This is a genomic window from Limnospira sp. PMC 1279.21 (assembly GCF_032349615.1).
GTDB classification, from domain to species: domain Bacteria; phylum Cyanobacteriota; class Cyanobacteriia; order Cyanobacteriales; family Microcoleaceae; genus Limnospira; species Limnospira fusiformis.
In genome coordinates this window covers 1-19,930 of the sequence record NZ_JARPLU010000041.1, presented here as the reverse complement: position 1 = coordinate 19,930, position 19,930 = coordinate 1, and the positions used below count along the sequence as shown (strand labels likewise).

General features: G+C 44.8%; 17 protein-coding genes. 12 read left to right on the top strand and 5 right to left on the bottom strand.

Annotated features, from left to right (window positions below; all coding sequences use genetic code 11):
• Window positions 1-17: 17 nt before the first annotated feature.
• Window positions 18-3,155 (bottom strand): NACHT domain-containing protein, encoded by a 3,138-nt coding sequence (locus P5683_RS08640; RefSeq protein ID WP_315641822.1) that lies wholly within the window; start codon window positions 3,153-3,155, stop codon window positions 18-20.
• Between the two features lie 348 nt (window positions 3,156-3,503).
• Here P5683_RS08640 and P5683_RS08635 point away from each other — a divergent pair, with 348 nt between their 5' ends.
• Together P5683_RS08635 and P5683_RS08630 are read left to right on the top strand one after the other, a co-directional pair.
• Window positions 3,504-5,201, top strand: a complete 1,698-nt coding sequence (locus P5683_RS08635) for an NAD+ synthase (protein ID WP_046318601.1) — start codon at window positions 3,504-3,506, stop codon at window positions 5,199-5,201.
• A gap of 144 nt (window positions 5,202-5,345) precedes the next feature.
• Window positions 5,346-6,482 carry a histidinol-phosphate transaminase gene (locus tag P5683_RS08630; protein WP_006623176.1) on the top strand — a complete coding sequence of 379 codons (1,137 nt, stop codon included), beginning with the start codon at window positions 5,346-5,348 and terminating at the stop codon, window positions 6,480-6,482.
• 279 nt (window positions 6,483-6,761) lie between these two features.
• On the opposite strand, the gene P5683_RS08625 is transcribed toward P5683_RS08630, so the two are convergent.
• Together P5683_RS08625 and P5683_RS08620 are read right to left on the bottom strand one after the other, a co-directional pair.
• Window positions 6,762-7,931: a cysteine desulfurase family protein gene (locus P5683_RS08625; RefSeq protein WP_006669603.1), complete on the bottom strand. Its 1,170-nt coding sequence runs from the start codon at window positions 7,929-7,931 to the stop codon at window positions 6,762-6,764.
• Between the two features lie 69 nt (window positions 7,932-8,000).
• Window positions 8,001-8,405 (bottom strand): hypothetical protein, encoded by a 405-nt coding sequence (locus tag P5683_RS08620; protein ID WP_006669601.1) that lies wholly within the window; start codon window positions 8,403-8,405, stop codon window positions 8,001-8,003.
• Window positions 8,406-8,567: 162 nt separating this feature from the next.
• On the opposite strand from P5683_RS08620, the gene P5683_RS08615 reads away from it, so the two are divergent.
• The 10 genes from P5683_RS08615 to P5683_RS08570 all read left to right on the top strand — a co-directional run bounded on the left by P5683_RS08615 (window position 8,568) and on the right by P5683_RS08570 (window position 18,456).
• Window positions 8,568-10,223 carry a phospholipase D-like domain-containing protein gene (locus tag P5683_RS08615; protein WP_006623173.1) on the top strand — a complete coding sequence of 552 codons (1,656 nt, stop codon included), beginning with the start codon at window positions 8,568-8,570 and terminating at the stop codon, window positions 10,221-10,223.
• Between the two features lie 111 nt (window positions 10,224-10,334).
• Window positions 10,335-12,140, top strand: coding sequence for a proline--tRNA ligase (proS, locus tag P5683_RS08610; RefSeq protein ID WP_315641823.1), 1,806 nt, complete (start codon window positions 10,335-10,337; stop codon window positions 12,138-12,140).
• Between the two features lie 145 nt (window positions 12,141-12,285).
• Window positions 12,286-12,696 carry an ATP synthase subunit I gene (locus tag P5683_RS08605; RefSeq protein ID WP_006623171.1) on the top strand — a complete coding sequence of 137 codons (411 nt, stop codon included), beginning with the start codon at window positions 12,286-12,288 and terminating at the stop codon, window positions 12,694-12,696.
• A gap of 58 nt (window positions 12,697-12,754) precedes the next feature.
• Window positions 12,755-13,510 (top strand): F0F1 ATP synthase subunit A, encoded by a 756-nt coding sequence (gene atpB / locus P5683_RS08600; RefSeq protein WP_006618459.1) that lies wholly within the window; start codon window positions 12,755-12,757, stop codon window positions 13,508-13,510.
• A gap of 123 nt (window positions 13,511-13,633) precedes the next feature.
• Complete coding sequence (atpE, locus tag P5683_RS08595; protein ID WP_006618460.1) at window positions 13,634-13,882, top strand: ATP synthase F0 subunit C; 249 nt, start codon at window positions 13,634-13,636, stop codon at window positions 13,880-13,882.
• A 131-nt stretch (window positions 13,883-14,013) separates the two neighbouring features.
• On the top strand, window positions 14,014-14,499 hold the full coding sequence (locus P5683_RS08590; RefSeq protein ID WP_006618461.1) for a F0F1 ATP synthase subunit B': 486 nt from the start codon (window positions 14,014-14,016) through the stop codon (window positions 14,497-14,499).
• Window positions 14,500-14,626: 127 nt separating this feature from the next.
• Window positions 14,627-15,160, top strand: coding sequence for a F0F1 ATP synthase subunit B (locus P5683_RS08585; RefSeq protein WP_006618462.1), 534 nt, complete (start codon window positions 14,627-14,629; stop codon window positions 15,158-15,160).
• A complete protein-coding gene (gene atpH, locus P5683_RS08580) occupies window positions 15,157-15,705 on the top strand; it encodes an ATP synthase F1 subunit delta (protein ID WP_006623169.1) in 549 nt (182 codons plus the stop codon). The genes P5683_RS08585 and atpH overlap by 4 nt, the downstream gene beginning before the upstream one ends.
• 66 nt (window positions 15,706-15,771) lie before the next feature.
• Complete coding sequence (gene atpA / locus P5683_RS08575) at window positions 15,772-17,289, top strand: F0F1 ATP synthase subunit alpha (RefSeq protein ID WP_006618464.1); 1,518 nt, start codon at window positions 15,772-15,774, stop codon at window positions 17,287-17,289.
• 216 nt (window positions 17,290-17,505) lie between these two features.
• Window positions 17,506-18,456 (top strand): F0F1 ATP synthase subunit gamma, encoded by a 951-nt coding sequence (locus tag P5683_RS08570; protein WP_008055484.1) that lies wholly within the window; start codon window positions 17,506-17,508, stop codon window positions 18,454-18,456.
• 44 nt (window positions 18,457-18,500) lie between these two features.
• Here P5683_RS08570 and P5683_RS08565 read toward each other — a convergent pair whose 3' ends face one another.
• Window positions 18,501-19,184, bottom strand: a complete 684-nt coding sequence (locus tag P5683_RS08565; protein WP_006618466.1) for a PD-(D/E)XK nuclease family protein — start codon at window positions 19,182-19,184, stop codon at window positions 18,501-18,503.
• Between the two features lie 5 nt (window positions 19,185-19,189).
• Window positions 19,190-19,561 carry a circadian clock KaiB family protein gene (locus tag P5683_RS08560; RefSeq protein ID WP_228116413.1) on the bottom strand — a complete coding sequence of 124 codons (372 nt, stop codon included), beginning with the start codon at window positions 19,559-19,561 and terminating at the stop codon, window positions 19,190-19,192.
• Window positions 19,562-19,930 lie beyond the last annotated feature (369 nt).

Here is a 19,930-nt window from a genome sequence, read left to right as displayed (position 1 = left end):
GTTTTACTCCCAAGGTTTTACTCTTTCTGGATTTCTAGGTTGGCGAAGTGTTCTTGCACGAGGCGATGGATAAAGCGGTAGCGATCGCCGACTCGTTGCAGGATGAGGCGTTCTGTACAGTAGTCCAGGAAACGGGTGATATTCCAGGGCATTTGACCTGTTAGCCACAAGATGAGGCGGAGTGAAAAGTATTGAATGCAAGAAAATCCTGATAACAAGCTAAATATAAATGCTAGGGTTAAGCCATTGTTTAACGCTATGTCCATCCCAAAACTTAGACTTGGAATGAATCCTGCAATTCCTCCAATAATGAATAAAAATCCTGAAGTAAAAATCATATCTAGTATTAATTTACTTTTTGATTTTGTTGTTTGGCTATAGCTAATCTTACAGAAAAAGACAATGGTTAAGCAGTAAAATATTGATAACATAAACCCTAAGAGATGTATTCCATATTGAGAATCATGGGGGATTTCAGGGGAATTCATAAGTTGATTGCTTATCCAAATAGCTAGACTATGCCAAAAAGATATCAAAAAAATACAAGTTCCAAATGAAGAAATAGCTAAAATAGGAATAAAATTATCCTTATTTAGATTGAGTTTTTGATTGATTTCAATTGATGAACCTTTCAACCCAGTCAAAACTATAGAAATCCCAAAACTCAATACAAATAATCTTATGAAAGGGTTATTTGGATATAGCCAACTATCATAAATAGTATCTACCCTTTGACTAAAGTATAAAAACGACACATATAACGAAAACGTCAAAAATAATGCTGCCAAAATTAATATCAAAAAAACAGGTAAACATCTATGAAGTAATTTGTTAGTATTGCTGCTCTTAGACAAATGTTCTGATAATTCAGATACAGAGTTGAATGAATTTCCTAAAAACCCCGTGGTGACATAAAAAGCGTATAAAAAACCTAAAAATGCAAATATCACCGTTAAATAGTCACTGATTATTATATGATTTGATGAATTGAAACTTGGTTGCATAGATATGCCCAAAACCATTAACCCAGTTCCCATCAAAATCGCAAAGTTTAAAATAGTATAAATGTTATGATGTTTGGGTTTTAAAAATGATGGTTGTAAAGAGTGAACACTTATTTGTTTTGTGTCAAAATATTGACAATTCAAATAACAAGATATCCTGACTAATCTGTTTTGGAATACAGTGGATTTAGGATGTTTTTGTGGTTTGTAAAAATGACTTAGCTGTGTTTTATTAATCATGGTCACTCGATAAACACCCAGCAAATAATCGATCGCTCTCTCTTCCGTATTACAATCCCGCCACTCCTCAACATCAATTTGCTGATAAGCAATACTCGTAACCGCCAAAAACAACGGCTGACGAATAAAATCGATAATCTTCTCAAAACCCTTAATCCTCTCCCAAAATTCCCCTAGATTGACCGAAGCAAAATAATTCCGAATTTGCTCATTCGTCAAATCCTCCAAACAAATCGCCCCATTTAACTGCAATATCTCCTCATAGACTTCATATTCCTCCTTGCGACTGCACACCACCAAATGCAACGGCGAAAACTCACTGCCTAAAAACTGATTAATTGCTCGGACACACTTCCCCTGACGTTCCGCTTGCAATTCATCTAACCCATCCAACAACAGCACTAACTCCTTCTCCCGAAGCCACTGTTCCCCGATGTCCTGACTCACCCCCTTACTGATAAGCTGAGACAGAACCCACTCCTTAATCGAAGGGTCATATTTTTCCCGCTCTCCAAAGGACAAAAACTTCCGTTTTGTCACCTCCTGCCAACTCGAAAGCTCCAAAATCACCGGAATGGGGGCATTGCTATCCCCTTCTGCCCGCTCAACCAAGGCTTCCGCTAACTCTAATAAGGTCGTGGTTTTGCCGCCCCCCGGTTTGCCCAAAATCAGGAACTTGCCGGAAATGGTGGGATTATCAAACACATCCAGAATCGTCGTCTGGGGGGGTAACTTAACGCTGCGCTGTTCCCCCACTTTCACCGACATATCCCAAGGACGTTGCACCTGCTGGGGTTGCTGTTCTTTGCCCAAATTCACGATCGCCGCCCGGTGGATAGACTGGGTTAAACGGCTTTCTACCTCGGTTCGCATCTGAGTCAAGATATTTTGACGATCGCGATACTCCTGTTTAGATAACGATCGCCCCCCCGGTTGATTGTGCAGCGCCTCCAACCCCTGCCGCACCTCTTGACGAAATTCCGTCACTTCTTGGCGCAACTCCTCTAGGCGTTCCTCTAGGGTTTGTAACAAGTCGCTGATGGTGGTTTCCATTACCCCCAACCGTTGACAGACTTCCGCAAAACCGGACTCAATATCACGGGAAATCTCCCGAAAAAACGCCTGCTGCTGGCTAACACTTCCCCGTAACTGGGTTTCCAATTCCTGAAACTGTTGCAGGATTTGGCTGAACTCCTCAACATTCACCCCCCCTTGATTCGCTTGCAGTTGCCTCAGTTGTGCCTGCATTCCCGTGAGTAACTGCAAGGTTAACCCCGCAAAGGCTTTCCCATCCTTGGCAAAGTCTTCTTTCAGGGTTTCCCGCAAGGCTTTGGGGAAAGTGGTGTGGAGTAATTCGGCGACTTGTTGACGTACCTCGGCGGGAATGGGAAAGCCACCCCCTTTACAAGCTGCCATGTTGAGGCGGATAAAAATATCACCCCATTCGGTAGCGGTGAGGTTGCCTTGTTGGGTGAGTTGGTATTCTTGGGGGGTAAGGAATTGGTCGAGTTGGGCTTCTCGCAGGTCGGGGTAACGTTGTTTGGTGAGTTCCTGTTGGGCGATCGCAACCCAGTTATCCTTGGCTTGGGCAGCAATTTTTTCCAGATGTTGACGGGTTTTGCCGCGCTGTTGTTTAGCGGCGAGGGTGATGACGGCAGCGATCGCTTTTCCGACTGCTTTGGTTAAATCCTGATTTTCTAGGGAAACTCCCCCCTCTCGTGCATCGATTAAAGCATCGATCGCATTAGCCGTATTCCCCGCCGCCACATTCCCTAACGCCGTGGCTAAGATGTTTCCCCAGACCATCCCTTCTGTCGCGACTAGGGAGGGGAACGCCAAGCTACCCAGGACGCACCCCCCACCAATGGTTAATTTGAGGATATCTCGCGCTACAGCCATTGCTACTGTCATGATTCTAAGTAGGTTTTTGTCCGTTCATGAGCGATCGCGATCGCCGTCCCTCCGTGATAGTTTACCCCAAATTTCCCATATTTATGATACCATGGCGATTGGCAATAGTCAACACTGAGAAATTGACTTAAACTCAGCAGAAATATTGACCAAAACCCGATTTTGCCCTCCTTAGTGAACCCTCCCCTGGATACTAACATTGAAAACGCATATTTTCGCTCAGGAAACATAACCATGAGTTGAGTTATTTAAGATTCCCTAACCACCAGATGTCCAAATTAGATAAATGGGCAAGTTCTATCTGTATGGTAATATTTATCAACAATCCTAAATGGTAGCCGTGAAATTATGAAAATTGCGATCGCTCAAATTAACCCCACAGTCGGTGATTTAACAGGTAATGCTCAACTAATTTTGGAAGCCGCCCAGTCCGCTATTAACGAGGATGCTAGTTTACTCATCACCCCGGAATTAGCCCTAATTGGCTATCCCCCGCGAGACTTATTAATCCGCCCCAGTTTTATTAATGCCGCCCAACAACAACTCGAAAAACTCGCCCAACAACTACCCGTAGAATTAGCCGTTTTAGTAGGTACAGTTTTCCCCAATCCTCGCGCCAGCGAATTGGGAGGAAAACCCCTATTTAATACAGCAGCATTATTAATGGGTGGTGAGATTAAACAGGTGTTCCATAAACGTCTACTCCCCACCTATGATGTATTTGATGAACATCGCTATTTTGAACCCGCCCCAGCTAGTGATGTTTTAATCTTCAAAAAACCTCGCTCGGAGGAGATAGTAAAAATTGGGGTGACTATTTGCGAAGACCTGTGGAATGATGAGGAGTTTTGGGGACACCGTAACTATCCCTGTGACCCCATGAAAGATTTAAGCGATCGCCATGTTGATTGGGTAGTAAATTTGTCCGGTTCCCCCTATCGCGCCGGGAAACAACAATTACGAAAAGCCATGCTAACTCACAGCGCCCGCCGCTACGCAATCCCCATTATTTATACCAATCAAGTCGGCGCTAATGATGACCTCATTTTTGATGGCTCTAGCCTAGTGATTAATGGTGGGGGTGAAGTAGTTAAAAGTTTAGCCCCTTTTCAGACCGATTTTCAAATAATTGAATGGGATTCAAACAGTTCTACCTTTGTCGGTGAATCCGTCAATAGTGACGATACACAATTGCTCGATGAAGATGAGGAAATATGGCGGGCTTTGGTTTTGGGCGTGAGAGACTATACCCGAAAATGTGGCTTTTCTAAGGTGGTAATTGGGTTAAGTGGAGGGATTGATTCTTCCTTGGTCGCTGCTATTGCTACCGAAGCCCTAGGCAGTCAGCAAGTTTTAGGGGTTTTGATGCCATCTCCCTACAGTTCCGAACATTCCCTTGAGGATGCTTTTGATTTAGCTAAAAACCTGGGAATTTCCACCAAAACACTGCCAATTGAGTCGGTTATGAATGCCTTTGACACCACCCTATATGACTTGTTCGCCGGGACTCAATTTGGTATTGCTGAAGAAAATATGCAATCCCGAATTAGGGGGACTTTATTAATGGCAATTTCTAACAAATTCGGTCATCTGTTACTCTCCACAGGTAACAAGTCAGAAATCGCCGTCGGATACTGTACCCTTTATGGTGACATGAATGGTGGTTTAGCGGTAATTGCGGATGTGCCAAAAACCCGTGTTTACTCAATTTGCAAATGGTTAAATGAAAGCCGAGGTCGAGAAATTATCCCTAATAATGTCCTGATTAAACCCGCCAGTGCGGAATTAAAACCCGGTCAATTTGATAGTGATTCTCTCCCCCCCTATCATATCTTAGATGATATTCTCTATCGGCTCATCGAAAAACATGAATCTGTTGCCACAATTATTGCAGCCGGACATGATTGCCAAACTGTGGAACGTATGGTAAAATTGGTTATGGGCGCAGAATTTAAACGCCGCCAAGCACCCCCTGGGTTGAAAATTAGCGATCGCGCTTTTGGGACAGGTTGGCGAATGCCTATTGCCAGGGGGAAAGATATCTAAGAATGGATAATTTGTGTTCCCAGTAGTTTCACAAACTCAGTCCTCTACAAAGTCACCCACCAGCATCAAAATCTGTTTTTCAACCATTGATTAAACCTCTAGTTGCTTGGGTTGAGTAATAGTTTCTCAAATCACTCTATATATATGTTGCCATTTATTCGCGAAGATCTGAATCAATTTGAAGCCTACACCCCCCACCCAGGGGGAGACTCTGGTAGTGCGGTTAAGTCTGATCTAATTATGGACCGCCTGGATACTAACGAGTCCCCCTATGACCTACCAGGGGAGTTGAAACAGAAATTGGCGAGTATCTATCAACGGGATATTGAAACCAATCGTTATCCAGACGGCAGCCACGAGCCTGTTAAAAAGGCGATCGCTAATTATGTTAATTCTGCCATTTCCGAGGTTTCCACCCCGATAACCGCTGATTATGTGTCTGTAGGGAACGGTTCTGATGAGTTGATCCGTTCTCTGTTAATTGCCACCTGCTTAAATGGTTCTGGGTCGATTTTAGTAGCCAACCCTACATTCTCCATGTATGCTATTCTCGCCCAAACTTTAGGGGTTCCGGTAGTCACAGTTAATCGGTCGGAGGCGAATTTTGAAATAGATTTAATCGCCGCCAAACAGGCTATTCTCGACCAGCAAAACCCCCCCATTAAAGTAGTGTTTGTGGTGCATCCCAACTCCCCCACCGCTAATGCTTTAACCGAGGCAGAATTAGACTGGCTGCGGAGTCTTCCCCAACATATCTTAGTAGTCATTGATGAGGCTTATTTTGAGTTTAGTCAAACCACAGTAGCCGGAGAAATTACCCAACATCCTAATTGGGTGATTTTAAGGACTTTTTCTAAGGCTTTTCGGTTGGCTTCTTTGCGGGTTGGCTATGCTATAACTTCCCCGGAATTGACTACTATCTTAGAAAAGGTGCGCCTTCCCTATAACCTCCCTAGTTTCTCCCAAGAAGCGGCTTTGTTAGCCTTAACTCACCGGGAAGAATTACAACAGGTCATCCCGGAAATTATTAGGGAACGCGATCGCCTCTGGACGCGGTTGGCTAATCATCCTCTGTTCAAATTTTGGCCGAGTGATGCTAATTTTATCTATGGTCGTCTCAAGTCTAATAATTCTGATCAGCGATTAAATCAAATAGTACAGGCTATGAAATCTCAGGGTTCTTTAATTCGCCATACAGGAGGTGGTTTAAGAATTACCATAGGAACTCCGGCGGAAAATCAACGCACAGGCGATCGTCTATTTTCCTTAATCGACAATTAATAATTAATAATTAATAATTAATAATTAATAATTAATGAATGGGTGGGGCGGGTTGATTCAGATAGTCCTGGGGAATTGAATTGACAGAACCCGCCCCGATAATTAATAATTAATAATTAATAATTAATGAATGGGTGGGGCGGGTTGATTCAGATAGTCCTGGGGAATTGAATTGATAGAACCCGCCCCGATAATTAATAATTAATAATTAATAATTAATAATTAATAATTAATGATAGGTGGGGCGGGTTGATTCAGATAGCGCTGTGAGTGAGTGAGTTAAAAAGCGATCGCTAGAGGTTTAGAAATCAGACGATCTAAAATTTGTTTAAGGGCGATCGCCGTCCACTCGATATCAGCCTCGGTAGTTTGTCGTCCCAAAGTTAGACGAATACTCCCCAAGCCCTCACGATCGCTATATCCCATAGCCAGCAAAACCGGACTAGGGCTAAGTTTACCACTATGACAAGCAGAACCGGCGCTAATACCAATTCCCGCCAAATTGAGATGTCGGACTAGAGTTTTCCCAGTAATTCCAGTCACCTCAGCCGGGGGAACCACACAGAAACTAACATGGTGGGGTAGTCGGTGTAAGCGATCGCCAGTAGGGACTAAATAGGGAATATCCGCCAGCAAATCAAACAAGCGATCGCGTAATTTAATCAATCGGGGAGTTTCCCATAAAAGTTCCTGCGCCGCCAATTCCGCAGCCACCCCAAACCCAGCAATAGCCGGGACCGCCTGAGTTCCCGATCGCAATTTAAACTCCTGACCGCCGCCGCCCATAAGTGGTATCAACTCCACCCCCGGACGCACATACAAAGCCCCCACACCTTGGGGACCATAAATTTTATGGCTAGATAGCGATAGCATATCCACAGGCAAATTTTCCACATCAATGGGCAATCTTCCCGCCACCTGGACTGCATCAGTATGGAACAAAACCCCATGGGATCGGGCTATTTTCCCCAAAGTTTCAATCGGCTGTAAAGTTCCCACCTCACTCTGACCATAAATCACCGATACCAAAACCGTATTGGGTTGTAAAGCGGTTTTTAAATCCAGGGGATGAATGCGACCTTGGCGATCGACAGGTAAACGAGTCACCGACCAGCCCCGTTTTTCCAATAGTCCTACCGGTTCAGCGATCGCCGAATGTTCCACACTAGAAATAATCAGATGTTGAGGCTGATCATATTGACCGACCACCCCAAATATCGCCAAATTATCCGCTTCTGTTCCCCCAGAAGTGAAAATTATCCCATCAGGCGGCGCATTAATTAAATGTGCCACCTGGGTTCTAGCCACTTCCACAACCGTAGCCGACCTCTGACCCCATTCATGCAAGCTAGAAGGATTACCCCAACTTTCCGTCAATACCCCTTGCATAGCAGCGATCGCCTCTGCACAAGTCGGAGTAGTTGCACTATAATCTAAGTAAATTTGCATTAGTCTCACCCAAAGTGATCATCAAACTAGGGAACTCAGGCACACCAAAAACCTTCATTAAAGCCACAGTCATAATTTACCCGGCTTACAAACGTTATAGTCCTCATGGGATAGGACCTTTTGAGGAATCAGAAAACTGCCACTATCCTGGCATAACATCCGATAGTTACGAGTTACAGGAATACTGATCACAAAACGATTATGGCGCAACCGCTTCCCACCAAACTCCCGATAATTTTTATTGCTGGTCAGTCCATCAATAATAACCCTCGCCTTAATTACAACATAGTCCGGTAATCCCCTTAAATCAATAAGATCCTGAGCAAATGAAGCCTCCCACTCCAGTTTCTTGTTCTTTCTGTCTTCTAACTCCCGATATTCTTGTTCCTCCGCTATTTGAACTTGTTCACAGCGATGACAAACACGGCCATAACCTTTATGGCCACAAGGAAAGGTCTTTTTTCTCTTTGGCATAGCATAGTATGAGGGTTGCAACTAACCCTAGCCCCTGGACTATTGTACCAGAGCGACTTTCCGAGTCTCAAGTTGTTAAGCTAATTTAATTTTCCCCCAACAACCACAACAAAAGTGCTAAAAAATTCGGTAACTCTCAATTACCTATACAATTAACTATCAATGGTGCGTTTGCTTCCTGTCACCCGCTTATTTGGGCTGGGCGCTAGTCTGGTATTTATACTCAACTCCTGTGCTTGCAATTCCCATAGCATCAGGTCTAATCATAATGCTTCTGTTCAACCCTTAGTTGACCCCTTACCTCAAGATCCACAGATTCGGGTTTATTTTAATCATTCCCAGGCTTCCGTCTATACCGAACCCTATCGCCCCAAAACTAGACTCGGTGATAACCTTGAACAAATTATAGTCGATGCTATTAACAGTGCTTCCCAAAGTGTAGATGTCGCCATTCAGGAATTACGTTTACCCAAAATCGCTCAAGCCTTAGTTAATCAACATCAAAAAGGAGTCCGGGTGCGCGTCATTATTGAAAATGAATATAGTCGCCCCTTTAGTGATTTTACCCCCGCCGAAATTGCCGCCTTTTCCGATAGAGAAAAAGGTCGTTATCAAGAATTTATGCACTTGGCGGATTTAAACCAAAATGGTCGCCTCGAACCTGAAGAAATTAACCAAAGAGATGCTCTGGTTATGCTGGCTAATGCTAATGTTCCCTTAATCGATGATACCGAGGATGGGTCGAAGGGTAGCGGTTTGATGCACCATAAGTTTGTCATAGTTGACCAAAATACAGTTATTGTCACCTCTGCGAATTTTACTACCAGTGATATTCACGGAGATTTTTACTCCGCCGAAAGCCGGGGTAATCCTAATAATTTGCTGTCTATCAATAGCCGGGAGTTAGCCGCTATTTTTACCCGGGAATTTGAAATTATGTGGGGAGATGGACCCGGAGGAGAAAATGATAGTCTGTTTGGGATTAATAAACCACATCGGGGAGTTAAACAAGTCTCCGTCGGTCAAGGAACTGTTACCGTTCAGTTTGCCCCTATTTCGGCTACTAGACCTTGGGAAAATAGCGTTAATGGCTTGATTGCTCAAACCTTACAACGAGCTAGAAATGACATAAATTTTGCTTTATTTGTGTTCTCGGCTCAGGAATTGTCCGATACCTTAAAAACAGTTCATCAAAGGGGAGTGGAAATCCGGGGATTAATTGAGGTTGGGTTTGCTTACCGCTACTATAGCGAAGCCCTGGATATGATGGGGATTGCTTTGCCTAATAATTGTCGATATCAACCCGGAAATAACCCTTGGTCACAACCTATTTCTACCGTCGGAGTTCCGAATTTGGCTGAAGGCGATCGCCTTCATCATAAATTTGCCGTCATTGATGATCAAATCGTGATTACCGGTTCCCATAACTGGAGTCGAGCCGCTAATCACTCCAATGATGAGACCTTATTAGTCGTTAATAATCCCACCGTTAACGCTCATTTTCAACGGGAATTTGAGCGCTTATATCAAAATTCAAGTTTGGGCGTTCCTGGTTGGCTTTTAAGTAGAATTGAACGGGAAAAACAAAATTGTGGCGGTGTCATTGAAACACCCTTTCATCCATCAGGAGAAATTATTAACATCAATACCGCATCTCAGCCGGAATTAGAAAGCCTTCCCGGTATCGGTCCCGGTTTGGCGCAGCGAATTATAGAAGCACGCAGTCAGCAGCCTTTTACCAGTTTAGATGATGTTACCCGTGTTTCTGGTATTGGACCTAAAACTATCGAAAGATGGGAAAATCTGGTAACCTGGTAAAATCACTACCCCCACCTAATCTCCCTGGGGAATTACTCATAATATGCTTGACAGGGGATAAATATATCTGCTATAATGGAAAGTTGCGTAATATCTCTGGAAACCAAACCGATGCGACTTTCCCAAATGCTCTTTGTCACCCTGCGGGAAGACCCGACAGAGGCAGAAATCCCTAGCCATAAACTCCTCCTCCGCGCTGGCTATATCCGTCGTATCGGTAGCGGAGTTTACGCCTATTTACCCCTAATGTGGCGGGTGCTACAGAAAGTCTCCCAAATTGTGAGAGAAGAAATGAACGCTACCGGGGCGCAGGAATGTCTACTTCCCCAGGTTCAACCCTCCGAACTATGGAAAGAGTCAGGGCGCTGGGATACCTACACGAAAGCAGAAGGTATCATGTTTTCCCTGAAAGATAGACGCGATCGCTCTCTGGCTCTCGGACCCACCCACGAAGAGGTAATTACCGCCGTAGCCAGGGACATGATCCGCTCGTACCAACAACTGCCCCTACATTTATATCAGATCCAAACTAAATTTAGAGACGAGATCCGCCCGCGATTTGGCTTAATGCGTGGCCGTGAATTTATTATGAAAGATGGCTACTCATTCCACACCAGCGAAGATAGCCTGAAACAAACCTATCAAGATATGGATCGCGCCTATCGTAATATCTTGCGACGCTGTGGGTTAGATTTCTGTGCAGTAGAAGCTGATTCTGGCGCTATTGGTGGGTCTGGTTCCCAGGAGTTTATGGTTTTAGCTGATGCTGGGGAAGATGAGGTACTATACACCCCTGACGGAAAATATGCGGCTAATGTCGAAAAGGCTGTATCTTTACCCCCTGATGCGGTAGCCTCCGGTTTTACTACCTACCAAAAACTCGAAACCCCTAATACCCCTACGATCGCCACCCTCTGTGAGTTTCTCAAATGTTCCCCCACCCAAGTTGTCAAAAATGTGCTATATCAGGCAGTCTATGATAACGGAATCACCGTTTTAGTCCTGGTTAGTATTCGCGGTGATCAAGATGTCAATGAGGTGAAGTTGCACAATCAACTCACTAATGCTGCTAGTCGCTATGGGGGGAAAGCCTTATTATCCCTCACAGTTCCCGACCCAGAGACACAAGCAAAATGGGCGAGTAAACCTTTGCCCTTGGGATATATCGCCCCCTCACTCGAAGATGACTACATTATCAGCGATAATAAGCAAATAGCCCCGAAATTCCTGCGATTGGTTGATAACACAGCCGTTGAATTGCAGAACTTTGTCACAGGTTCTAATCAGTCCGGTTATCACGTCGTTGGTGCTAATTGGGGACAGGAATTTAAACTCCCCGATTTGGTCGCTGATTTGCGGAAGGCTCAAAAAGGCGATCGCAGTATCCATGACCCAAGCCAAACCTTGGAAAGCGCCAGGGGAATAGAAGTAGGTCATATCTTCCAACTCGGTACAAAATACTCTCAAGCTATGGGAGCTACCTATACCAGCGAAACAGGTGAGGATTTACCCCTGGTTATGGGATGCTATGGGGTGGGAGTGTCTCGTTTGGCTCAGGCGGCGGTAGAACAGTCATATGACAAAGACGGTATAATCTGGCCAGTGGCGATCGCTCCCTATCACGTCATCATTACAGTTCCTAATGTCAGCGATAATCAACAAATGGCGATCGCTCAACAACTCTACAGCCAACTTAACCAAGCTGGAGTCGAAACCCTACTAGATGACCGCAACGAAAGAGCCGGCGTCAAATTCAAAGATGCTGACCTAGTGGGGATTCCCTATCGCATAGTCACAGGGAGAGCCATCAAATCCGGTAAAGTTGAGTTAGTGCAACGAGCTGACCATGAATCCTCCGAAGTCCCCATAGAACAAGTAGTTTCCCTACTTCAACAAAAAATTAGCCAATCTCTGTAAATTTCTGTACTCAGGGAACAATTAATTTTATTTTAAGTATTGTTTCCGTTCCGTGATATTATTTGTGTTGGCTTACAAAGCTTCACTAGAGAGCTTCGTGGAGTTCACGCCGTGGGTAAACGTGCCGATCATATCGCTGTAACTTATGTCTGATGCCGGGGATACTGTAGAGATGGGGTCTCCCGTTCAGGAGCCAGACTCCTCTATGGGAGAGTATTATCAGCTTCAACGGGAGTTGTTGCTCACTACTATTGTGCTGGCAGTGGTAATCTTCCTGGTGGTTTATTGGTTCTATCCCTGGACCATTGCCCTAAATTACCTCTTGGGAGCCCTGTTGAGTGTCGTCTACTTGAGAATGCTGGGGAAAGACGTGGAACGAATTGGGACACAAAAATTATCCCCAAGCAAAAATCGTTTAGCTGTGTTCGCAGCCCTGATAATTGTGGCTACTCAATTGAATCAACTCAAAATCTTACCGATTTTTCTGGGGTTTCTCACCTATAAAGCCGCCCTGCTAGTCTATACGTTACGCCTATTGGTTAGGCCCAACCCATGACGTAAAAATACTGTTGTAATTATTCTCCACTCCTTGACCTATAGGGGAACTCTCCTAAATGCAAATGTTTGATGTTGTAAACGCCTTTGGTTCACTTCCCTTTGCGGAATTGGAAGTTGGCAAACACTTTTACTGGAATATCGGTAATCTGCGAATCCATGGACAGGTATTTATGACCTCCTGGTTCGTGATTGGCGTACTCCTGCTACTATCAATTTCGGCAACGCGAAATATTCAGACAATCCCCAGCGGTATACAGAACTTTATGGAGTATGCCCTAGAATTTATTCGCGATCTGGTGAAAAATCAGATAGGGGAAAAAGAATATCGTCCGTGGGTACCTTTTGTTGGTACATTATTCTTGTTCATCCTTGTGTCTAACTGGTCTGGTGCATTAGTTCCCTGGAGGGTATTTGAAATCCCTAACAGTGAATTGGCAGCCCCAACTAATGACATTAATACCACGGTAGCCTTAGCACTGCTAACATCCCTGGCTTACTTTTATGCAGGGTTTAGCCGTAGAGGTTTGGGATATCTGCTGAAATATATTCAGCCGACACCCATCTTATTACCGATCAACATTCTGGAAGACTTTACTAAACCTCTGTCCCTCAGTTTCCGTTTATTTGGGAACGTCGTGGCCGATGAGTTGGTAGTCGGTGTTCTGGTGCTGTTGGTGCCGCTATTTGTGCCAATCCCGATGATGGTTTTGGGTCTATTTCTCGGTTCAATTCAAGCCCTGATTTTTGCGACTCTAGCCGCTAACTACATCGCGGAAGCCATGGAAGGACACGGCGAAGAACATCACGAGTAGTTTGATTCGGTTTGAGCAATTTGTTCAGTTAAAATGCCAACAAACTGATAAGATTGTTTGGGGGCTAAAAATCCAACCCTTAATTTCACTTGTCAACTTTTTTTATTGAGGTCAAAACCAACTATGGAATCTAATTTAACTACTGCCGCCTCCGTAATCGCTGCTGCTCTCGCAGTAGGTATAGGCTCTATTGGACCTGGTCTGGGTCAAGGTCAAGCTGCTGGTCAAGCGGTGGAAGGGATTGCGCGTCAGCCTGAAGCTGAAGGTAAAATTCGTGGAACTCTGCTGTTGAGCTTGGCTTTCATGGAAGCACTGACTATTTACGGTCTGGTAGTGGCTCTGGTGTTGCTGTTTGCCAACCCCTTCGTATAGATATTTTCAGATTTCTTAGATTTCGGATTTGGGCGGATTTATCTAGTCTCAAATCTGAAATCTACCCATTTATGGTGGTCTGAAAAAAAAAAGAAAGTTCGCAAGCCCATTGGTTAACACCCTTCAAAAAAATGATACACTCGACAATTCTGCTGGCCGTAGAAGAGGCAGCTACGGAGAGTAGTCTGTTTGATTTTGATGCTACACTGCCATTGATGGCTGTACAATTTCTAATTCTGGCAGCTATCTTAAACCAAATTTTTTACAAGCCCTTGGGAAATGCCATTGATTCTAGGGCTGACTACATTCGCCAAAATAAGCTGAGTGCTAAAGAACGTTTGAGCAAGGCAGAAAGTTTGGCTAAACAGTATGAGCTGGAGTTGGCAGAAACTCGTAAAGAGTCTCAACAACTAATTATTAATGCTCAGGCTGAAGCTCAAAAAATTGCGGCTAGGGAAATGGCAGCGGCTCAACAAGAAGCTCAGAAAATTAGAGAAGCAGCTTATCAAGAAATTGAACAAAATAAAATCGAGGCTCGAAAAGGTTTGGAACAACAGGTAGACTCTATTAGTCGCCAGATTCTTGATAAACTTTTAGGAGCTGGAATGATTGGGTAGCTGTCCTCTCACCAATTATTTTCAATCCCCTAGAAATGGGGGAAAAGTTAAGCCTACATACCATCCCTAATTAAGCCAGTCGGCGGTTGAGGAAAGGGCAATCACATGAAATTATGAGAAGAGGAAGATGGTGAATCTTGTATTACTGGCGACAGAAGCCAGTCATGAGGGTGGTTTTGGACTGAATTTTAATCTGTTTGAAACTAACCTGATAAACTTAGGCATTATTATTGGTTTGCTAGTTTACTATGGGCGGGGCTTTCTCAATAAAATTTTGAGTGAAAGACGCGCTCAAATTGAGCAAGCAATTCAAGAAGCCGATCAACGTTTGAAAGAAGCTGAAAAAGCTCTGGCTGAACAACAAGAAAATTTGGCTCAAGCTAAGGCGGAAGCTGAAAGAATTAAAGCCTCTGCTGTGGAACGTGCCGAAGTGATTAGAGAGCAAATTGCAGCTCGTGCTAAGGCAGATGTTGAACAGATGAAGCTGACGGCTAATCAGGATTTGGAAGCGGAAAGAAGTAGGGCGATCGCTCAGTTGCGGGCTTTGGCTGTGTCTCAAGCGTTGGAACGCGCCGAAGGGCAAATTAGAGAACGCCTAGATGAAAATTCCCAGCAACAACTGGTAGATCGCTCCTTGGCTTTACTTGGAGGAGGTTCATGAGTTCAATTGTTGGTCAATTAGTAGAACCCTACGCCACGGCTTTGATGTCTGTGGCTAAGTCAAATAATGTCACGGAAGATTTTGGCAATCAAATGCGATCGCTTATTGATTTGCTCAAAAATTCCCCCGAACTACAGGATTTTTTAGGCAGTCCGGTGGTGAAAGGAGAAGATAAAAAAGCCGTGATTACACGAATGTTAGGAGAGGAAGTACACCCCTACTTGCGGAACTTCTTAATGCTCCTAGTAGATCGCGGTCGCATCCTATTTCTAGCAGAAATAGCCCAAGAATACTTGGCTTTGTTGCGGAAACTTAATCAAACAGTTTTGGCAGAAGTTACCTCGGCGGTAGAGCTAAACGACGGCCAAAAACACATGGTTGTTGAACAGATCAAGGCTAGAACTGGGGCGCAAAATGTAGAGCTGGATCTGAAAATCGATCGCGAGATCCTCGGTGGTGTCATCATTAAAGCGGGTTCCCAATTGTTTGATGCCAGCATCCGAGGACAACTGCGCCGCATTGGTATGAGCCTAACTGTCGGTTAATAATTCGCCGACAACTTAGCCATTTATCTTAGTTTAACCTTTAGCAACGGATCACAAACACTAACTATGGTATCCATCAGACCTGACGAAATTGCCAATATTATCAAAGACCAAATCGAACAGTACGGCCAAGACGTTAAAGTTTCTAACGTGGGTACAGTACTGCAAGTTGGTGACGGTATTGCCCGGATTTATGGCCTAGATAAAGCCATGGCCGGAGAACTGCTAGAATTTACCGATGGAACAGTTGGTATCGCCCTTAACCTGGAAGAGGATAACGTGGGTGCGGTACTCATGGGCGAAGGCCTGGAAATTCAAGAAGGTTCCGCTGTGACCGCTACCGGAAGAATTGCCCAAGTCCCCGTGGGAGAAGCTATGCTGGGACGGGTGATTGATTCCCTGGGTCGTCCTATCGATGGTAAGGGAGATATTCAAGCCTCCGATACCCGTCTGCTAGAATCCCCCGCACCGGGTATTATTGAGCGCCGCTCTGTTTGTGAACCTATGCAAACAGGGATTACCGCTATTGACTCCATGATTCCTATTGGTCGGGGTCAACGGGAATTGATCATCGGTGACCGTCAAACTGGTAAAACAGCGATCGCTATTGATACCATCATTAACCAGAAAGAAGAAGATGTAATCTGTGTTTATGTGGCGATCGGTCAAAAAGCCTCAACCGTCGCTCAAGTGGTCAGCACCCTAGAAGAAAAAGGCGCTCTCCCCTATACCATTGTTGTCGCAGCTAACGCTAGTGACCCCGCTACCCTGCAATACCTAGCTCCCTACACCGGAGCAGCCATGGCGGAATACTTCATGTATCAAGGTAAAGCCACCCTGGTTATTTACGATGACCTTTCCAAACAGGCCCAAGCCTACCGTCAAATGTCCCTGTTGCTGCGTCGTCCCCCCGGTCGTGAAGCCTACCCCGGAGATGTATTCTACCTGCACTCTCGTTTGTTAGAACGCGCCGCTAAATTAAATGATGAACTCGGCGGCGGTAGCATGACAGCCCTACCAATCATCGAAACCCAAGCTGGTGACGTTTCCGCTTACATCCCCACTAACGTAATTTCTATTACTGATGGTCAGATCTTCCTGTCCGCTGACCTGTTTAACTCCGGTCTGCGTCCGGCGGTGAATGCTGGTATCTCCGTTTCCCGTGTGGGTTCTGCTGCCCAAACTAAGGCAATGAAGAAAGTGGCTGGAAAGGTTAAACTAGAATTAGCTCAGTTTGCCGAATTGGCAGCCTTCTCTCAGTTTGCTTCTGACCTAGACCAAGCCACTCGTAACCAGTTGGAACGGGGTAAACGTCTGCAAGAATTACTCAAACAGCCTCAAAATTCCCCCCTACAACTGTTTGAACAAGTAGCTGTGATTTACTCTGGTATTAATGGCTATCTTGATGATGTTCCCGAAGATAAAGTTGTAGCCTTTACTACAGGTCTGCGGGATTATCTGAAAAATAGCAAGCCCAAATATGGTGAGATTGTTCAAAGCCAAAAAGTCCTCACCGAAGAAGCTGAGGCTATGCTGAAAGAGGCAATTTCTGAGTTTAAGCAGACTTTCTTAGTTTCCGCGTAGCACACGCACGGGATCAGCCATTGGTGGAAACGAAACGCTTTATGCTGCGGCGCACCAATTAGTTAAAACCGGGAAAGGCAACAATTGAGGGCTGAGGGGGAACTGACCCCCTTCCTCAATATAAGTCTGTTATTGACTAGATAACTCTTGCTTGAACCCGGATTAACTCCCAGAGTCCTACTAAGTCTGTGGATAACAATTACTGATCATAAAACTATGTCAAACTTAAAAGCGATTCGCGATCGCATTCAGTCAGTCAAAAATACCAAAAAAATTACCGAAGCCATGCGCCTAGTTGCTTCCGCTAAGGTGCGTCGCGCTCAGGAACAAGTGTTAGCTACCCGTCCCTTTGCTGACCGTCTAGCAGGGGTTCTCTATGGTCTCCAAGGTCGCCTTCAATTTGAGGATGTAGAATGTCCTCTGCTGCAACAGCGGGAGGTGAAAAAGGTGGGACTGGTGGTGCTGGCAGGAAACCGGGGTCTGTGTGGAGCCTACAATAGTAATATTATTAAACGGGCAGAAGCACGGGCGGCCGAATTGAAAGCCGAAGGGCTGGAATATAGCTATCTTCTGGTGGGTCGCAAAGCTATTCAACATTTTACCCGTCGGGATGCTCCGATCTCTCAATGTCGCGATAACCCAGAGAAAACCCCAGATCTACAAAAGGTATCCAGTGCGGCTGATGAAATCCTCGCCTGGTTTGAGTCGGGAGCAGTGGATCGCGTTGAGTTGATTTACACGAAATTTGTCTCTCTGATTAGTTCACGACCTGTTACCCAAACTCTGCTACCCCTAGACCTGCAAGGCTTAGAGGCTCAGGATGATGAGGTGTTCCGCCTCACTAGCAAAGGTGGTAAGTTTGATGTAACTAGAGAAAAGGTGAGTGTTGAGCCGGAAGCCCTCGCTCAGGATATGATTTTTGAGCAAGATCCGGTTGATATCCTTAATGCCTTGTTGCCTCTGTTTTTGACTAACCAATTGCTACGAGCATGGCAGGAGTCTACCGCTAGTGAATTGGCGGCTCGGATGACTGCTATGAGCAACGCCAGCGATAACGCTAGTGATTTGGTGAAAACCCTTACCCTGTCTTACAACAAGGCTCGCCAAGCGTCAATTACCCAGCAGATCCTGGAAGTTGTTGGCGGTGCGGTGGCTTTGGAAAATTAAAGCCTAGAAAGCCTAGAAAGGCGATCGCCTCCCTTGTCGAGTCCTCAAGATGCCACCTGGGGGAATGCCTCCCCCCGTTGGTATTGATGCAGATAATGACTGAGGCGATCGCACAATTTAGTTAAATCGCGGTGGTTTTTTTCATGCTGCTGTGAGTCATAAACAAAAGTAATTTTCTGGGGTACTTCATCCCCTCTTAAACGCACAAACCAGTAAGTCATAGATACCTGTTCTGGGCTATAGTCACTGCTTTCTACTAACAAATAAAGATAAAGCCGCGTTTGCCAATTATTCGCCAATTTCTGCCGATTAATTAAGCGTTGATTAGTTTTCCAATCAATAATTTGAGCTTGATTTTCATGAGCAATTAATAAATCATAAATCGCCACTAAAACATAATCCCCAAAACCCCAGGTGCGATAATGTTCAGCCTCCCGAAATTCTCCCGATACATAGTTATACTGAGGCTGAAAAACCTCGGGAGCCTCTTTAACCAAGGCTAATAAACAAGTTTGTAACTCCTGATCCTCAGCCATAAAACCTTGAATTGGCAAACCCAATTCTCCCTGCTGCATCAACAGGTGAAAACGACTTCCCCAACCCAGATGTTCTTCTTGTTCCCAGGTTCTCGGAGAGACCAACCCATCTAAATAGGTCTCCTGAAATTTCCGGGGACAGGTTTCTAGGAGATTGAAATGGTTTTGGGATAATCTTAACTTACCCGTCAAAATTATTAATCCTCCAGCACACCCAAAAGTTCTAGAATAGTATCCACATCATTGAGTTCTCCGACAATCCGGCGCTTAGGTTGCGGCCAGACCTTCATCAAAGTAGGAGTAGCCGAAATATGACTAGCTTCTGCTTGTTCCGGGTGTTTGAGTACATCAATCACCTTTAAAGTATAAGGGTGATTGAGCGATCGCTCAAGTAGTTGATGCAAAGTTTCCAGGGTATTTTCTGTGGCTAAACTGTGACCAGAAACAAACAGCCTCAACACATATCCTTCGGTTGGTGTACCATTAGAATCAGATGCCAACGGTGTGGGATTCTGGGAGTCAGACCCAGAATCACTATCTTGGTGTGAAAATTTGGTTTGATTATCCATGGTTTTAAACCTCATAATGAGGTCATGATTTTTCCAAAGTTCTGGAAACGGTTGATCATAAGTTGCTAAAACCAAGGGATTGCCAACTTGATCACCAATCTGCACAGGTGGCCAAACCAAGTCTACGGTTGAAAAATAGCATTCAGTAATGGCTAGTATCGCTACACCGGGGGTTGTGCTTTGGCTGAAACTCTCACTTTATGGGCAATCGGAGCAATTCAACGATTAAAACTCGCCGTATAACACGGTGTAAAAAGTGCAATCCCTTTACATAAATTTAGGAACAGCCAAGGGGGTAAAACTCAATGATATGCGCTCACGTAAAACTCCTGGGAGGGTTGGAAGCTCCGTGATTGATCACGGAGAGGA

Excerpts from the sequence above, each read along its gene's own strand:
- P5683_RS08640 (WP_315641822.1), bottom strand. The coding sequence starts at position 3,155 with ATGACAGTAGCAATGGCTGTAGCGCGAGATATCCTCAAATTAACCATT.
- P5683_RS08635 (WP_046318601.1), top strand. The coding sequence starts at position 3,504 with ATGAAAATTGCGATCGCTCAAATTAACCCCACAGTCGGTGATTTAACA.
- P5683_RS08630 (WP_006623176.1), top strand. The coding sequence starts at position 5,346 with ATGTTGCCATTTATTCGCGAAGATCTGAATCAATTTGAAGCCTACACC.
- P5683_RS08625 (WP_006669603.1), bottom strand. The coding sequence starts at position 7,931 with ATGCAAATTTACTTAGATTATAGTGCAACTACTCCGACTTGTGCAGAG.
- P5683_RS08620 (WP_006669601.1), bottom strand. The coding sequence starts at position 8,405 with ATGCCAAAGAGAAAAAAGACCTTTCCTTGTGGCCATAAAGGTTATGGC.
- P5683_RS08615 (WP_006623173.1), top strand. The coding sequence starts at position 8,568 with ATGGTGCGTTTGCTTCCTGTCACCCGCTTATTTGGGCTGGGCGCTAGT.
- proS (WP_315641823.1), top strand. The coding sequence starts at position 10,335 with ATGCGACTTTCCCAAATGCTCTTTGTCACCCTGCGGGAAGACCCGACA.
- P5683_RS08605 (WP_006623171.1), top strand. The coding sequence starts at position 12,286 with ATGTCTGATGCCGGGGATACTGTAGAGATGGGGTCTCCCGTTCAGGAG.
- atpB (WP_006618459.1), top strand. The coding sequence starts at position 12,755 with ATGCAAATGTTTGATGTTGTAAACGCCTTTGGTTCACTTCCCTTTGCG.
- atpE (WP_006618460.1), top strand. The coding sequence starts at position 13,634 with ATGGAATCTAATTTAACTACTGCCGCCTCCGTAATCGCTGCTGCTCTC.
- P5683_RS08590 (WP_006618461.1), top strand. The coding sequence starts at position 14,014 with ATGATACACTCGACAATTCTGCTGGCCGTAGAAGAGGCAGCTACGGAG.
- P5683_RS08585 (WP_006618462.1), top strand. The coding sequence starts at position 14,627 with ATGGTGAATCTTGTATTACTGGCGACAGAAGCCAGTCATGAGGGTGGT.
- atpH (WP_006623169.1), top strand. The coding sequence starts at position 15,157 with ATGAGTTCAATTGTTGGTCAATTAGTAGAACCCTACGCCACGGCTTTG.
- atpA (WP_006618464.1), top strand. The coding sequence starts at position 15,772 with ATGGTATCCATCAGACCTGACGAAATTGCCAATATTATCAAAGACCAA.
- P5683_RS08570 (WP_008055484.1), top strand. The coding sequence starts at position 17,506 with ATGTCAAACTTAAAAGCGATTCGCGATCGCATTCAGTCAGTCAAAAAT.
- P5683_RS08560 (WP_228116413.1), bottom strand. The coding sequence starts at position 19,561 with ATGGATAATCAAACCAAATTTTCACACCAAGATAGTGATTCTGGGTCT.